Source organism: Ruminococcus sp. (genome assembly GCF_019423705.1).
Taxonomy (GTDB): Bacteria; Bacillota; Clostridia; order Oscillospirales; family Ruminococcaceae; genus Hominimerdicola.
The window spans coordinates 143,398-158,274 of sequence record NZ_JAHZAX010000001.1 but is presented as its reverse complement, the minus strand read 5'-3'; the positions used below and the strand labels follow the sequence as shown (position 1 = coordinate 158,274).

The 14,877-nt window shown below is 46.8% G+C and carries 15 protein-coding genes; 13 read left to right on the top strand and 2 right to left on the bottom strand.

All coding sequences use genetic code 11. The annotated features are described in order from the left end of the window. Positions 1-133: 133 nt before the first annotated feature. From QZ371_RS00710 to QZ371_RS00665, 10 genes are all read left to right on the top strand, one after another. A complete protein-coding gene (locus QZ371_RS00710; RefSeq protein WP_295207588.1) occupies positions 134-685 on the top strand; it encodes an NADH peroxidase in 552 nt (183 codons plus the stop codon). Between the two features lie 175 nt (positions 686-860). After that, a complete protein-coding gene (gene dusB, locus QZ371_RS00705; protein WP_295207586.1) occupies positions 861-1,844 on the top strand; it encodes a tRNA dihydrouridine synthase DusB in 984 nt (327 codons plus the stop codon). A 1-nt stretch (position 1,845) separates the two neighbouring features. Continuing rightward, positions 1,846-2,670 (top strand): 16S rRNA (cytidine(1402)-2'-O)-methyltransferase, encoded by an 825-nt coding sequence (gene rsmI, locus QZ371_RS00700; protein WP_295207583.1) that lies wholly within the window; start codon positions 1,846-1,848, stop codon positions 2,668-2,670. 208 nt (positions 2,671-2,878) lie between these two features. Continuing rightward, positions 2,879-3,502 (top strand): class I SAM-dependent methyltransferase, encoded by a 624-nt coding sequence (locus tag QZ371_RS00695; RefSeq protein WP_295207580.1) that lies wholly within the window; start codon positions 2,879-2,881, stop codon positions 3,500-3,502. Position 3,503: 1 nt separating this feature from the next. Beyond that, positions 3,504-3,986: a ribosomal protein S18-alanine N-acetyltransferase gene (rimI, locus tag QZ371_RS00690; RefSeq protein WP_295207578.1), complete on the top strand. Its 483-nt coding sequence runs from the start codon at positions 3,504-3,506 to the stop codon at positions 3,984-3,986. Next, positions 3,987-4,700, top strand: coding sequence for a methyltransferase (locus QZ371_RS00685; RefSeq protein ID WP_295207575.1), 714 nt, complete (start codon positions 3,987-3,989; stop codon positions 4,698-4,700). Between the two features lie 36 nt (positions 4,701-4,736). Next, positions 4,737-4,871, top strand: coding sequence for a hypothetical protein (locus tag QZ371_RS00680; protein WP_295207572.1), 135 nt, complete (start codon positions 4,737-4,739; stop codon positions 4,869-4,871). Positions 4,872-4,889: 18 nt separating this feature from the next. Continuing rightward, positions 4,890-5,906 (top strand): tRNA (adenosine(37)-N6)-threonylcarbamoyltransferase complex transferase subunit TsaD, encoded by a 1,017-nt coding sequence (gene tsaD / locus QZ371_RS00675; RefSeq protein ID WP_295207569.1) that lies wholly within the window; start codon positions 4,890-4,892, stop codon positions 5,904-5,906. Between the two features lie 24 nt (positions 5,907-5,930). Next, positions 5,931-8,504, top strand: coding sequence for a DNA polymerase I (gene polA / locus QZ371_RS00670; RefSeq protein ID WP_295207566.1), 2,574 nt, complete (start codon positions 5,931-5,933; stop codon positions 8,502-8,504). Between the two features lie 293 nt (positions 8,505-8,797). Beyond that, a complete protein-coding gene (locus tag QZ371_RS00665) occupies positions 8,798-9,802 on the top strand; it encodes a YegS/Rv2252/BmrU family lipid kinase (RefSeq protein ID WP_295207563.1) in 1,005 nt (334 codons plus the stop codon). A 346-nt stretch (positions 9,803-10,148) separates the two neighbouring features. Here the strand turns inward: QZ371_RS00665 and spoVG are convergent, their stop codons facing one another. Continuing rightward, positions 10,149-10,436, bottom strand: a complete 288-nt coding sequence (gene spoVG, locus QZ371_RS00660; RefSeq protein WP_295207560.1) for a septation regulator SpoVG — start codon at positions 10,434-10,436, stop codon at positions 10,149-10,151. A gap of 204 nt (positions 10,437-10,640) precedes the next feature. Between spoVG and murC the strand changes: the two genes are divergently transcribed. From murC to QZ371_RS00645, 3 genes are all read left to right on the top strand, one after another. After that, positions 10,641-12,053, top strand: a complete 1,413-nt coding sequence (murC, locus tag QZ371_RS00655) for a UDP-N-acetylmuramate--L-alanine ligase (protein ID WP_295207557.1) — start codon at positions 10,641-10,643, stop codon at positions 12,051-12,053. A 113-nt stretch (positions 12,054-12,166) separates the two neighbouring features. After that, entirely contained in the window at positions 12,167-12,760 is a 594-nt protein-coding gene (lexA, locus tag QZ371_RS00650) for a transcriptional repressor LexA (protein WP_295207554.1), read from the top strand. A gap of 83 nt (positions 12,761-12,843) precedes the next feature. Then, positions 12,844-13,554 (top strand): zinc-ribbon domain-containing protein, encoded by a 711-nt coding sequence (locus tag QZ371_RS00645; RefSeq protein ID WP_295207551.1) that lies wholly within the window; start codon positions 12,844-12,846, stop codon positions 13,552-13,554. 180 nt (positions 13,555-13,734) lie between these two features. On the opposite strand, the gene QZ371_RS00640 is transcribed toward QZ371_RS00645, so the two are convergent. After that, complete coding sequence (locus QZ371_RS00640; protein ID WP_295207548.1) at positions 13,735-14,808, bottom strand: electron transporter RnfD; 1,074 nt, start codon at positions 14,806-14,808, stop codon at positions 13,735-13,737. Between the last annotated feature and the right edge of the window lie 69 nt (positions 14,809-14,877).

Sequence of the window (14,877 nt, the reverse complement as noted above, 5' to 3'; positions counted from 1 at the left end):
ACTTTAATCACAGCAAGGGGAAAGCTGCTGGAAACGCCTAAGATAGGGCGTTTGAGAAGATGTTGGCAGGAAATTTGCCGATAATTAAAGTAACGAATAAAACGAAAAAAGTCTTAAAAAGGAGGACGTAATTATGTCAAAGTTTGTATGTTCAGTATGCGGTTATGTTTATGAGGGCGAGGCTGCACCAAAGGAATGTCCATTGTGCCACGCACCTGCTGAAAAGTTCAATAAAGTAGAAGAAGAGAAGCTTACTTGGGCTGATGAGCACAAGGTAGGCGTTGCAGAGGGTCTTGACGAAGAGGTAGTAGCAGGACTGAGAGAGAACTTCAACGGTGAATGTTCAGAAGTTGGTATGTATCTTGCAATGGCAAGAGTTGCATACAGAGAGGGTTATCCTGAGGTTGGTCTTTACTACGAGAAGGCAGCATATGAAGAGGCTGAGCACGCTGCTAAGTTTGCAGAGCTTCTTGGCGAGGTAGTAACGCCTTCCACAAAGAGAAACCTTGAGCTTAGATATATGGCAGAGAACGGAGCTTGCGAGGGCAAGATGAAGCTTGCAAGAAGAGCTAAGGAGCTTGGTTACGACGCTATTCACGACACAGTTCACGAAATGGCAAAGGACGAGGCAAGACACGGATGTGGCTTCAAGGGTCTTTATGACAGATATTTCGCTAACAAGTAAATTTTCCCCAAAGGGCGGTTCGTCACGATGTGGCGGCCGCTCTTTTTGTTTTTGGACTATAAAGATCATCGCAAACGGCGAATAACTTTTGCACTCCACTCCAATATTGCTTTTATGGTTGTTTTGTGCTATAATATAAAGTGAATACTTATATGTTGTTGAAAGGTCTGAAATAATGAATTTTCTCACTATCGGAAATGTGAAAATAGAACGCTCCGCCGCCCTCGCACCTATGGCCTCCGTGGCGGATAAATCCTACCGCCTTATGTGCAAAGAGTTCGGCGCTGCTTATCTAATCAGCGAAATGATATCCTCTAAAGGTCTTTGCTATGGCGATAAGAAAACCGCACGACTTTGCGAGATAGAAGCTGAAGAGCGCCCTTACGCCCTCCAGCTTTTCGGCGAAGACCCCTATTTTATGGGAAAGGCGGCTTATATGCTCAACCAGTTTTCCCCCGATATTATTGATATAAATATGGGCTGTCCCGTGCCAAAAATCGTCGGCAACGGCAGCGGCTCTGCCCTTATGAAGCTCCCCGAAATTGCGGCGGAGATTTGTCGTGAAGTCGTCAAAAACGCCGATTGCCCCGTTACGGTCAAGTTCCGTGCAGGCTGGGATAGCGATAATATCAACGCTGTCGAGTTCGCAAAGCTTATCGAGCAGGCAGGCGCTTCGGCGGTCACCTGCCACGGACGAACACGCACTCAGTTCTATTCGGGCAAAGCCGATTGGGATATAATCAAGCAGGTGAAAAATGCCGTCTCTATCCCTGTTATCGGCAATGGCGACGTTATTAACGGCAAAACTGCAAAGGATATGTACGATTATACAGGCTGCGACCTTGTGATGATAGGCCGTGGAAGCTATGGCCGTCCTTGGGTTTTCCGTGATGTGAAGCATTATCTTGAAACGGGCGAGACCCTTGCAGAGCCATCAGTCGAGGAAAAAATGGCAATTATGAGAAAGCATTGCCAGCTTATCTGCAAATATAAAGGCGAGCGGCAGGGTATGAAAGAGGCTCGCAAAAATTGCGCTTGGTATGTCAAAGGGCTCAAAGGCTCTGCTAAACTTAGGGCGCAGAGCGGCGGACTTAACACCCTTTGCGACCTTGATGATATGATAGAATTTATTTTGCAGACCAACAGAGAGGATACATAAAATGGGAAAGTTATATGTTGTGGGCACGCCTATCGGCAACCTTGGCGATATGACCTATCGTGCCGTTGAGACCCTTGAAAAGGCGGATTTCATCTGCGCCGAGGACACAAGAGTTACCGCAAAGCTGCTCAATTATTTCGAGATAAAAACGCCGCTGGTGAGTTATCACGAGCACAACGCAAAGGCTGTCGGCGAGGGGATTTTGAACAGGATAATGGCAGGCGAGGACGCAGCTATCGTCACAGACGCAGGTATGCCCTGCATTTCCGATCCGGGCGAGCTGCTTGTAAAGCTTTGCGCCGAAAATGGTGTGAAAGTGGAAGTCGTTCCAGGGCCGTCGGCGGTGGTATCTGCCCTTGCAATAAGCGGACTTGACACGGCGAAATTTCAGTTTGAGGGCTTTTTGTCCACCACGAAAAAGCAGCGTTTGAATCATCTTGCGGCGGTGAAAAACTGCACGAACACGCTGATTTTTTACGAAGCTCCCCACAAGCTTATCTACACTTTGAAGGATATGCTGGAATATTTCGGCGACAGAAAAATTTCCATTTGCAGAGAGCTTACAAAGATACACGAAGAGGTTTTCCGCGCCACTCTTGCGCAGGCGGTGGATTATTACGAGGTCAACAAGCCCAAGGGTGAATTTGTGCTTGTTATCGAGGGTGCAAAAGAGGAAGAGCTCTGCCCTGCGGAGAACATCGAAGAGGCGCTTGAGCAGGTGAAAGCTCTTGTGGAAAAGGGTATGCGTGGCGCAGACGCCTGCCGTGAGATCGCAAAGGCGACAGGATTTTCCAAGGGCGAATTGTACGGAAGGCTGTTTAAATAGTTTTTTAATTCGCATAGTCTTGTACTACGGGCAACTTTTTATAGTAGCCCGAGGATAGGGTCGATAAAGAAAAGGCGTTTGCATTGAGCTCTCGACAAAGCGAAAATAGAATTGAATTATGTAGGGGCGAACATTGTTCGCCCGTTGGATTTCGCAATTTTATATTATACATTTATATATTTACATTTTAGATTTTTGAGGTGATTTTATGAGCATAAAAGAATACATCGACGGACAGTTTGCCGACCCGCAGGGGCTTGGCGGACTTGCAAGCGCAAGGTTTATGAACTTTTTCAACGCTGAGCATTACAGGGCGGTGAAAAAATTTGTCTGCAAGCTTGACGGCGCAAGAATTTTGGACATCGGCTTCGGCAACGGCGTTACGATAAAGAAGCTCAGCAAGAGCATAAACGCCAAGTTCTACGGGGTGGACATTTCCGCAGATATGGTTGAAAAAGCAAAGCGTGAGAACCGTGACGGCGTTAATACAAACAAGGTCATTCTCCAGCAGGGCAGCGCAGACCAGCTTCCCTACAATGACGACTTTTTCGACACGGTCTATACAGTCAACACCATTTATTTTTGGGAGGACACAGACAAAGTTCTCGACGAAGTAAGGCGTGTCCTCAAGGACGGCGGCAATTTTATTTGCACGTTCTATACAAAGGGCTATCTTGACAAGCTGCCATATTGCGACACAGGTTTTGACAAGTTCACTCCGCAGCAGGTGCGCTCAATGGCGAGAGAGCGTGGTTTCCACGATGTAAAGGTCAAAATACTGAGCGACTGCAAGGTATATTGTCTTATTGGCACAAAGATCGAGGGCGAATAAGTTGAGCGAAATTTGCACGATCGGTACAGTTGATATTGACATTGTGACCCTCGATAAAAACAATGCGGCGGACTATGCAAAGATCGCAGCGGAAATTCTTCCTGAAGCTTGGTCGCTTGAAACTTATCTCAAACAGGTGGATAATCCCGACGACTATTCGTTTTTCGCCCTTTGCAACGGCGAAGCGGCAGGCTTTATAAGCGTGTGGTGCGTTTGCGGAGAGGCTGAGATAAACAATATCGGCGTGGTGGACAAATTCCGCAGGCTTGGGATAGCCAAAGCACTTTTTGACAGGGCATACAATGCCGCAAAGGCTGAAAAATGGTATCTTGAAGTGAGGAGCTCAAATTCCGCTGCCATAAGCTTTTACGAAAAGCTGGGCTTTGAACAGGTGGGGCTGAGGAAAAATTTCTACACCTCGCCGACTGAAAATGCGATTTTAATGGCGCTTGAACCCAATTCATACAATAATAAGGACGATTAAATGACATACAATGACTTCACATTTGAAAATCTTGGCGATGGCATAGAGATATGTATTTCCGACGAGCACCGCTTCGGCACGGACGCTTTTCTGCTTGGTGATTTCGCCGCAGCAAGGCACAAGGACATTTGCGCCGACCTCTGCACAGGCAGCGGGATAATCGCCCTGCTGCTGCAAAAATTCTACAAGCCGCAGAAAATTTATGCGGTGGAGATACAGGAAAAAGCTCACGAGCAGCTGAAAATTTCGTTGGAAAGGTCGAAGATAACGAACATCACCTCTGTTTTGGGCGATCTGAACGACTGGCGCAGCGAGAAGGAGCTTGATCTTATCACCTGCAATCCGCCCTACAAAATAAACAACACAGGTGCGAAAAATGACAGCGAAGCGGTGTCCATCGCACGGCACGAAATGCTCTGCACCATTGACGACGTATGCAGATGCGCAAAGAAGAACCTCAAATTCGGCGGCAGGCTTTGCATATGCAACCGCCCCGAGCGTCTTTGCGACATTATGACCGCAATGAGGGCGAACGGCATTGAGCCAAAGCGCTTGCGGACCGTTCACAAGAACCCCGAATGTCCCCCTTGGCTCATACTTGTAGAGGGCAAAAAGGGCGGAAAGCCTTTCGTTCAGATAGAAAAGCCTTTGTATGTGCGCTCCGCAGACGGCGGAAATTCGGCGGAAATGAAAAGAATATACGGTTTGGAATAGTAAGGAATGTTGCAAGTGAGGAATGAGGAGTGAGGAATGAGGAATGAAGGTATCGCCTGCGGCGATGATTTTCTTGTTGCGAACATCGTTCGCTCAGTCTGTCGCAAAAGCAGCAAACCAACTGGCGAACGATGCGGATACTGCGCATATTTGTGTATATTTATGAAATAACAAAAAGAAGGTAATATAATGAAAATTTTAGGAATAGAAAGTTCCTGCGATGAAACAGCCTGCTCTGTTGTCGAGGACGGAAAAACGGTGCTTTCAAATATCGTGGCAAGTCAGATCGACGAGCACAGGCTTTATGGCGGAGTTGTGCCCGAGATAGCTTCACGCCGCCACGCCGAGAACATAACTTGGGTGACGAGAGCCGCTCTTGAGGAGGCGAACTGCACAATGGCTGATATCGACGCTGTTGCGGTGACATACGCTCCAGGACTTATTGGCGCATTGCTTGTTGGCGTGAGCTTTGCGAAAGGTCTTGCGATGAGCGCGGGCAAGCCACTTGTGCCCGTTCATCATATCGCAGGTCACATTGCCGCAAACTATATCTCTCACCCTGAGCTCAAACCGCCTTATCTCTGTCTTGTGGTGTCGGGGGGACATTCTCACATCGTTGAGGTGCTGGACTATTCGAGATATCACGTTATCGGCAGGACAAGGGACGACGCCGCTGGCGAATGTTTTGACAAGGTTGCAAGAACTCTCGGCTTTGAATATCCCGGCGGAAAATTTATCGACAACGCCGCAAAGTCGGGTGACCCGAATGCCTATAAGCTTCCACACCCAAAGGTACAGGGCAGCGAATATGACTTCTCCTTCAGCGGACTGAAAACCGCCGTGATAAACCTTGCCCACAATGCCGCACAGAAAGGCGAGACCGTCAACGTCAACGATATGGCGGCTTCTTTTCAGCACACTATTTCCGATATACTTGTTGACAAGGCAATGCTTGCCGCAGAAAATTTAGGGTATACTACAATAGGTCTTGCAGGAGGCGTTTCGGCAAATTCGGGCGTTCGTGACAAGCTGCAAAAGTCCTGCGACAAGCGTGGTTATAAGCTTTATATGCCCGAATTCAAATATTGCGGAGACAATGGCGCAATGATCGCCTGTCAGGGATATTTTGACTACCTTGCAGGCCGCCGTGCAGACGAAAGCCTTAACGGCATTGCAACGCTGTCATTGGATAAGATCTCGGAATAAGATATATATTAGAGGTAAACTACAATGAAACTACTAGCTATCGACGGAAACAGCATAATGAACAGGGCTTATTATGGAATAAAGCTGCTGTCAAATTCAAAGGGTCAGTTCACAAACGCCCTCACAGGATTTATGAATATCTATCTCAAGGAGATCGGCGAGGTGACCCCCGACTGCGTTGCGGTGGCGTTCGACCTTAAAGCGCCGACCTTCCGCCACAAGGCAAGCGCAGCTTATAAAGCCAACCGAAAGGGTATGCCTGCGGAACTTGCCCAGCAAATGCCCGTTATAAAAGAGCTTCTCGGCGACCTTGGTATAAAGATAGTCGAGTGCGAGGGCTATGAAGCTGACGATATCCTTGGCACGCTCTCAAAAGCCGCCGCCGATAGCGGTAACGAGTGCTATATCTTAACAGGAGATCGTGACAGCTTCCAGCTCGTCTCCGACCTTGTAACGGTGCGCCTTGCTACAACAAAGGAAACAAAAATTTACACCCCTGATAGGATAATGGAAGAGTACGGCGTCACCCCTCGTCAGATGATTGAGGTCAAAGCGCTTATGGGCGATACCTCCGACAATATTTCGGGCGTAAAGGGCATTGGCGAAAAGACCGCCCTTAACCTTATCAAGCAGGAAGGCAACGTTGATACACTTTATGCCCGCCTTGCGGATATAAAGCTAACCCCCTCCGTCCGTGCAAAGCTTGAAGCAGGCCATCAGGACGCAATAGACAGCCGCTTTCTTGCAGAGATATGCCTTGAAGCGCCTATCGAAAAGGCAACGGAATTTTACAAGCTTGGCGAAGTCGACGCCGATAAAACAAAAGCTCTCCTCGCCGACCTTGAAATGCTCCGCCTTATGGATAGGCTGGGCCTTAGCGGCAAAAAATCAAAGAGTTCAAAAGCTTCTGATAATTCGTCAGAGGATATCACGGAAAAGAAACTCAAGCTTGCCGATCTGCCTAAATTTGAGGTGAAAGACCTCGCAAAAGAGGATATAGCTGCACTTTCGGAAGATAAAACAGCTTATTTCATCTTTGCGGATGGCAAGCTTTCCCTGCTTGCTGATGATATCATATATCACACCGCAGAGCCTGAGCTTATAACGGCGTTTATGTCGTCAAAGTGCAAAAAAGTCACCTTTGAGGGCAAGAGCGCATATAAATACGCTTTCGGACAGGGCAAGACTCTTGAAAACCTCATCTTCTGCTGCGACTTGGCAGGCTATCTGCTCAATTCACAGTCAAGCGAGTATACAGTTGAAAATCTCTGCCTTTCGTATAAGTGCCTCTATCGCTCCGATATGGACGATAACGCCGACCTTGCGAGCCTGCCTGCCCTCAGCGAAAACCTCAGAGAACAGCTTGAGCTGACGGAAATGACAAAGCTTTTTGAGGATATCGAAATGCCACTTTGCGAAGTGCTGGCTTCAATGGAGTTTTACGGCGTAAAGGCGGACGCAGAGGGCATAAAAACTTTCGGCGAGGAGCTGAAAGTCAAGATTGACCAGCTTACAGAGCAAATTTATATGTACGCAGGCAAGGAATTCAATATCGCTTCCACAAAACAGCTTGGCGAAGTGCTGTTTGAGGACTTAGGTCTGCCGGCGAAAAAGAAAACAAAGTCGGGCTATTCCACCAACGCCGACGTCCTTGAAAGCCTTATGGACAAGCACCCCATCGTGCCGCTTATCGTGGAATACCGCACGCTGACAAAGCTCAATTCAACGTATGTTGACGGCCTGCTGAAACTTATCCGCCCCGACGGCAGAGTTCATTCCGTTTTCAAGCAGACTGAAACTCGCACAGGCAGAATATCTTCCACAGAGCCTAATATGCAGAATATCCCCGTGAGAAAAGAGATCGGCAGGAATATGCGTAAATTCTTTGTGGCAGAGGGCGGCTACACCCTCCTTGACGCCGATTACAGTCAGATCGAACTGCGAGTGCTTGCTTCAGTATGCGGCGACAAAAATATGCAGGAAGCTTTCTCAGAGGGCAGAGATATCCACACCTCCACGGCGGCGCAGGTCTTTGATATCCCCGAGGATTTTGTATCGCCAGAGATGAGAAGCGCCGCAAAGGCGGTAAATTTCGGCATCATATATGGTATCGGAGCATTTTCGCTGTCAAAAGACATCGGCGTTTCGGTTGCGGAAGCGAAGAGATACATCAAAAATTATCTTGACAACTTCCCGAAAGTGTCGGAATTTATGGATAAGACAGTTGAGGACGGCATAAAGAACGGCTATGTTACAACGCTTTTCGGCAGGAGAAGATATATTCCCGAGCTGTCGGCGACGAATAAAGTTTTGCAGGCGTTCGGAAAAAGAGCGGCAATGAATGCACCTATACAGGGCGCAGCGGCGGATATAATCAAGATCGCAATGGTGAGGGTTTATAAGAAGCTCAAAGAAGAAGGGCTTAACGCACGGCTCATCTTGCAGGTACACGACGAACTCATCATCGAAGCTGCGGAAGTTGATAAGGATAAAGCGGAGAAGATATTGAAGGACGAAATGGAGAATGCGGTGAAGTTGGCTGTGCCGATGACGGTGGACGTTAATAGCGGCAGAAGCTGGTATGATGCAAAAGACTAAGTTTAAGTGAGGAGTTAGGAATGAGGAATGAAGGTATCGCCTAGCGGCGATGAATTTCGATTTCCATATGTAGGGGCGAACATTGTTCGCCAGCCTTTGCTTACGCTGTCGCTGTTGATATCAATGTTTTGCGATCGTTGTCGAGTTTTTTAGACTGCTGTCGCAAAAACACTTGACAATTGACAAATTTGTGGTATAATTGCTTAATGTAAAAAGCAAGTAAAATAAAATATAAAACATAGAAAAAGTAGAAACAAATAACGAGAAATCCAAAGAAAAGGGGTCGGGGAAAAATGAGAAATGCAAAGAAAATGCTGTTTGTCTTTAACCCACAGGCTGGCAAAGGACAAATAAAAAATAACCTCTGCGATATCGTCGATATCTTCACAAAAGGCGGATATGAGGTCGTTACGTACCCTACACAGGCTAAACTTGACGGCTATAATAAGCTCTGCGAGTGCGGACAGGATTACGATATCATCGTAACTTCGGGCGGCGACGGCACGCTTTCAGAAGCGGTCAAAGCTATGATGACTTTCGACAAAAAAATACCGCTGGGCTATATCCCGGCAGGCTCTACAAACGATTGCGCCCAGTCGCTTAGTATACCAAAGAAAATGATCGCCGCCGCTCAGGAGATAGTCGACGGCGTGTATTTCGATTACGATATCGGCAAGTTCAACGGTCAGTATTTCGTCTATGTAGCAGGCTTCGGCGCTTTCACAGATGTTTCATATGAAACGTCTCAGAACCTTAAAAATAAGTTCGGCCACGCCGCTTATGTTGCGGAGGCTATAAAAAGACTGTCGAAAATTACGGGCCAGCAGATGAAAGTCGAGCACGACGGCGAGACAGTTGAGGGCAGCTTTATACTTGGTCTTATCTCGAACACCACGTCGGTCGGCGGAATGAGAAAGCTTATTGCAGACGGCGTTTGCTTTGACGACGGACTGTTTGAGGTCGTGCTGGTGAAAACGCCTAGAAACGCTATCGAGCTGAGCAATACTGTAAATGAAGCGGTGCTGAACAAGCTTTCGGACAAGCATTTTGTGACGTTCAAGGCTTCAAAGTTGAAGTTTATTTGCGAGAATGAGATACCGTGGACGTTGGACGGCGAGTCGGGCGGAATACATTCTGAGGTCGAGATCGAGAACTGCAAGCAGGCCATAAGGTTCAAGCTGAAGCCGAACGATATCACAGCGGAGCAAACGGCGGTGCAATGTTCGGCAGGAGATATGTTTCTCACGGAGGACGGACACCCGATCGTGATCGAAGATCAGTCGGAAATAGAGGGCTAGGTCTCAAGTGAGGAATGAGGAGTGAGGAATGAAGGTATCGCCTAGCGGCGGTGATATTTGTTGTTGCGAACTTCGTTCGATTGATCGTTCTGACATTTTTTGTAATCTTATATGTAGGGGCGACCTGTGGTCGCCCATTGATCTGCTGCTTTTTGCGACAGCCTGGGGCGAACATTGTTCGCCCTTTTTTGTTTATCGAAAAAAGATTATCAAATGACGAATTTTGTATGGTTTATAGCCTACTATATCTTTGGGCTACAAAATAAAGTCGTCCGCAGTCCAGATTATACAAATTTGGTGCAGGGGCACGCCCTTACTGTTCCACGTGGAACATCTGTTCATAACACTAGCTGTATAGATCCCCCTCAGCCGCCTGCCTGTCAAGCTCCATTTGATAGGAGGAAAGAATTTCGGTCTCGATCTCTCGGCGGAGGTCTTGATTTATGGGGTGAACAATGTCTCGGAAAACACCGCTGTCATCACGGCGGCTGGGCATTGCTACAAAAAGGCGCTCTTCGCCTTGCACTACCTTGATGTCGTGTACAGCAAAGGTGTGGTCAAAGGTCAGGCTCACTACCGCACGAAGCTTGCCCTCGTTCATAAATCTTCTGAATTTGATCTCGGTTATGGTCATTGTCTTTAGTCCCTTTCTTTTGGTTAAGTTTGGTTAAGTTTGGTTAAGTTGGTCGTTTTCATCGTCTATAAAAATTTTTGCCTCTTTTTTTGAAAAATATTCAGAAAGGGGTTTATTTTTTTCTCGAAATGTACTATAATATAATTAATAGTATATATAATACTTCGCAATTTTAATTTTAAGATTATAGTAGGAGCGATCAATATGATCTCTAATGAAATACTGAAAAATATAAAGCACGTCCATTTTATCGGTATCGGCGGCTCTGGTATGTATCCGCTGGTGCAGATATTCCACTCAAAGGGCTATTTTATCACAGGCTCTGATAATAACGAGACCGAGACCCTTGAAGCTGTCAGAAAAATGGGCATAACAGTCTTTATGGGTCAGAGAGCCGAAAATATCGAGGGCGCTGACCTTATCATCTATACCGCCGCTATTATGGCGGATAATCCTGAGCTTATCGCCGCAAAGGCAAGCAGCGCTGTATGCTGCGAAAGAGCCGAAATTCTCGGACTTGTCACAAGTTGGTATTCAAATGCGCTTTGCGTTTCGGGCACTCACGGCAAGACTACAACATCTTCTATGCTTACGCAGATATTTGTTAAGGAGGGCGTTGACCTTTCCTGCGTTATCGGCGGAAAGCTCCCCAGTATCGGCGGTTCGGGCAAGGCTGGTTCTTCTCAGACTATGGTCTGCGAATCCTGCGAGTTTGAAGATCACTTTTTGAAGCTTGACCCCGACGTTGCTATCATTCTTAATGTTGACGCAGATCATCTTGAGTATTTTAAGAATATCGAAAATATCATCAAGTCTTTCAATAAATTTGCCGGTATGGCTTCTAAAGCTGTTATCTTTAACGGCGACGACGCTAATACTATCAAGGCTGTTGAGGATATCAAGGACAAGGAAATGATATCATTCGGCTGGGATAAAAAGAATGACTATTCCGCTGTGATAAAGTCCAAAAAGGGCTTGCAGACTTGCTTTGAGCTTTATTATAAGGGCGAGTATGTGAGAGACCTAACTATCCACGTCCCCGGCGACCACAATGTTATGAACGCTCTTGCGGCTGTTGCGGCGGCAAGATATTCCGACGTTTCTTGGAACGGCATTGCAGAGGGCCTTGACACATTCTTCGGCGCAATTAGGCGCTTTGAAAAGATCGCAGAGGTAAAGGGCGTTACCATCGTTGACGATTACGCCCACCACCCAAAGGAGATAGAGTGTACGCTCAGAGCCGCAAAGGGTCTTGATTTCAACAGAGTGTGGGCAGTCTTCCAGCCTTTCACCTATTCAAGAACGAAAATTCTTATGGACGACTTTGTGAAGGCGCTTTCGATCGCAGATATCGCCGTTATAACTGATATAATGGGCAGCCGTGAAAAGAATACCGACGGCGTTTATACCGAACAGCTTGGCGAAAAGATTCCGAACGCTGTTTACTTTGAGACGGATCACAAGCTTGTTGACAAGCAGACCGCCCAGCAGAAAGAGTTCAATTTCTCGCAATGTATCAACTATATAAAGGCAAACTGCAAAGAGGGCGATCTTGTTATAACCCTTGGCTGCGGCGATGTTTATAAGCTTGCGAAAAGGCTTGCTAAGGAGCTTTAAATATAAAAATATAAGAAATAAGACGATCAGAAAATCAGATGATAAGTTATTAAGTTATTAAGTTTATTCCCCGAGGGCGTTTTTGCAAAATGCTCTGATGAAAGGAGAAAATTATGGCTACAAGAAAAGTTACCGAGAACGAGAAAAAAGTATACAACTTCATCAAGGAAAGGATCGAAGAGGGCTATCCGCCGACAGTCAGAGAGATCTGCGCAAAGTTCGGTTACAGATCGACTTCCACAGCCCACAGATATATCAATGCGCTGACTGCAAAGGGTCTGCTTGAAAAGGGCTCAAATCAGAACAGAGCGATAAAGCTCACAAGCGGCAACGGTATGAGGATACCTCTTGTGGGAACTGTTACGGCAGGCGTGCCTATTACGGCTATCGAGGATATCACAGATTACATAAGCTTCCAGCCAAACAAGCATTACAGCAACCAGCTTTTTGCGCTGAAAGTCCGTGGCGAGTCGATGATAAATGCGGCTATCCTTGACGGGGACATCGTTGTCATCGAGCAGACGCCTTATGCTGAAAACGGCGATATCGTCTGCGCACTTGTTGATAACGAGTCCGCAACAATAAAGACTTTCTACAAAGAGGACGGCCATTACAGGCTCCAGCCTGAGAACGACACAATGGACCCTATCATCGTTGACGAAGTAAGTATCCTCGGCAAGGTTGTCGGCGTTGTAAGATATATTTAAGTTCAAGATAAAAAGACATAAAATTTAAAAGACAAAACGTGTAAAAATAGATTGGAAAAGAAATAAAACGAAGGATTGATAAAATGAGCAGACATTGTACATTCTGCGGCGCTCAGCTTGAGGACGGGGCGAAGATATGCACAAACTGCGGAAGAATGGTCGGCGCTTCACAGTCACAGAGAAAGCAGCCAAGGCAGGAATACCTTGACCGCAACAGAGTGCAGAGCATTCCAAAGCGTGTTTACGAGCACCCGAAGAGAGCGGAAGCCGAAGAGAGAATGAGAAGAGAGCAGCAGGCTCGGGCGAGACGAACGCAGAAAAGCCGTGAACAGCAGTTCAGAGAGGCTGAACAGGAAAACTATCGCCGCACCCCCGCAGAGGGCAACGGCACAGGCAAGGAAAAGACAGTCAGAAGAAGGCGCTGGATACGCCGAATATCGAGACTTGTTATTGTCTGCGCAGTAATTTATTTTGCGCTGGGCTTTTTCAGAGTGCTGACGACGGCACATTCTGAGTGCAAGTTCGACACGGAAATGACGCTGACAAGCTCCACATATTCGCAGGCGTTCGGTACATATTTTGAAAGCGGCAAGTGGACATACAACATTTTCAAGAACCGTGTGACCTATACAGGCACAACTGAAAGCGGCGACACTTATGTTATGACATTCAAGCGCAAGAGCGGAAAGAACGTTGTGAACACTATGACTATCAACGGCGAGAAAGTTGACGCCGACACTATAAATATCAAGGTTATGGGAATGTTTATGGCGGAGAAGAAGATCACGGGATAAAGGCGCTGCCATCATTGCATTGAACGGCACACAAAAAACGGGCGAACATAAATTGTTGTGAGCCTTGTCGAACAACAATTTTCGCCCCTACAATTGGCGTTGTTATTATTCGGCAAAGCACAATATAAAAAGACCATACAGAAGCAAATCTGTATGGTCTTTACTATTTTCATTAGATTATTATTCCCAGATCTTATCGCCCATATTTGAAAGATAAGCGGTGAGCTCTTCTGCCATTTCATACTGTTCGGGCAGCCTTGGGTGACCTGGGGTCGCTTTGCCTGCTCTTGTGTAGGTGAAGTGGGTTATCTTGTCGTCGGAAAGCTCGTTTGCAATCTCGTCAACGGCCTTGTCCCATTCGCTGTCGTGGCAAAGAACTGTCAGCAGGAGCACGAAAGTTGCTTTTGGATATTTTGATCTCAGGTCAAGAATTATATCCTTGTAAGCGGCTTTCCACTTTGCTCTGTAAGCCGGGTCTGTGATGTCAAAATCCTCGTGACCCTCGTTGTGGGGGTCATTCTGTCCAACGGCGAAAAGTACAACGTTAGGTGTGTAAAGGCTGAAATCCCAGTCTGTTACGCCCTTTGCACCCTCAGGGAAATAGCAAAGCTTGTTGTAAACAGACTCCATACCGATATAGTTCGGGGCGTGATAATAGCCTGTGTTGTCGAAAATCGCAATGCCGCCCTGTGCGATATTGTGTATCTGCGCACCGAGGTTTCTTGCGGTTATCATTGAATAGCTGTGCCAAGCGTTGTCATATACGCCTTGATGATCGTCGGGGTCGTTGCTTGCAACATAGTCGATAGCTTCGCAAACTGCGCCAGCGGAAACAGAGTCGCCGTAACATTCTACCTTTCTTGTCAGCAATGGCTTGTTGTCGAGAACTTCGCCGTCATTGTCGATAGCAAAGCCAACAAACTCAAAGTAATGAGAAGCATCCTGCCTCTTGAAAAGAGTTACCCTGTGAGTGCCAGCTTCAAGACCGTCGGCTATATCAAGGACTGTGTCCTCGCCATTCACGTCAAATGTGACCTTGCCCTCTTTGCCGTCGATAACAAAGCCAAGCTCTTGGATATTGAAATACTTGTAGTTTTTTATCACCGCCGAAACGCTCTTTCCCGTGAAAGTCATTGTGACGTTTGAGCCTGCGTAATAAAATTCAGGGCGTGTCTTATCCGAAAAGTCTATCCTGCCCATATAGCTGAGCTTTCCGCAGTCAGCGGCTACAAGCTTTTTGTTTTTAGGTTCCATATATTTTTCCTTTCTGATCTTTATAAAATGTATATTATAATTGTAACTATTAATGGATATTTTGTCAAG

What these genes read in the sequence shown, in the direction of transcription:
- QZ371_RS00710 (WP_295207588.1), top strand. Translation starts at nt 134, where the DNA reads ATGTCAAAGTTTGTATGTTCAGTATGCGGTTATGTTTATGAGGGCGAG.
- dusB (WP_295207586.1), top strand. Translation starts at nt 861, where the DNA reads ATGAATTTTCTCACTATCGGAAATGTGAAAATAGAACGCTCCGCCGCC.
- rsmI (WP_295207583.1), top strand. Translation starts at nt 1,846, where the DNA reads ATGGGAAAGTTATATGTTGTGGGCACGCCTATCGGCAACCTTGGCGAT.
- QZ371_RS00695 (WP_295207580.1), top strand. Translation starts at nt 2,879, where the DNA reads ATGAGCATAAAAGAATACATCGACGGACAGTTTGCCGACCCGCAGGGG.
- QZ371_RS00685 (WP_295207575.1), top strand. Translation starts at nt 3,987, where the DNA reads ATGACATACAATGACTTCACATTTGAAAATCTTGGCGATGGCATAGAG.
- QZ371_RS00680 (WP_295207572.1), top strand. Translation starts at nt 4,737, where the DNA reads ATGAGGAATGAAGGTATCGCCTGCGGCGATGATTTTCTTGTTGCGAAC.
- tsaD (WP_295207569.1), top strand. Translation starts at nt 4,890, where the DNA reads ATGAAAATTTTAGGAATAGAAAGTTCCTGCGATGAAACAGCCTGCTCT.
- polA (WP_295207566.1), top strand. Translation starts at nt 5,931, where the DNA reads ATGAAACTACTAGCTATCGACGGAAACAGCATAATGAACAGGGCTTAT.
- QZ371_RS00665 (WP_295207563.1), top strand. Translation starts at nt 8,798, where the DNA reads ATGAGAAATGCAAAGAAAATGCTGTTTGTCTTTAACCCACAGGCTGGC.
- spoVG (WP_295207560.1), bottom strand. Translation starts at nt 10,436, where the DNA reads ATGACCATAACCGAGATCAAATTCAGAAGATTTATGAACGAGGGCAAG.
- murC (WP_295207557.1), top strand. Translation starts at nt 10,641, where the DNA reads ATGATCTCTAATGAAATACTGAAAAATATAAAGCACGTCCATTTTATC.
- lexA (WP_295207554.1), top strand. Translation starts at nt 12,167, where the DNA reads ATGGCTACAAGAAAAGTTACCGAGAACGAGAAAAAAGTATACAACTTC.
- QZ371_RS00645 (WP_295207551.1), top strand. Translation starts at nt 12,844, where the DNA reads ATGAGCAGACATTGTACATTCTGCGGCGCTCAGCTTGAGGACGGGGCG.
- QZ371_RS00640 (WP_295207548.1), bottom strand. Translation starts at nt 14,808, where the DNA reads ATGGAACCTAAAAACAAAAAGCTTGTAGCCGCTGACTGCGGAAAGCTC.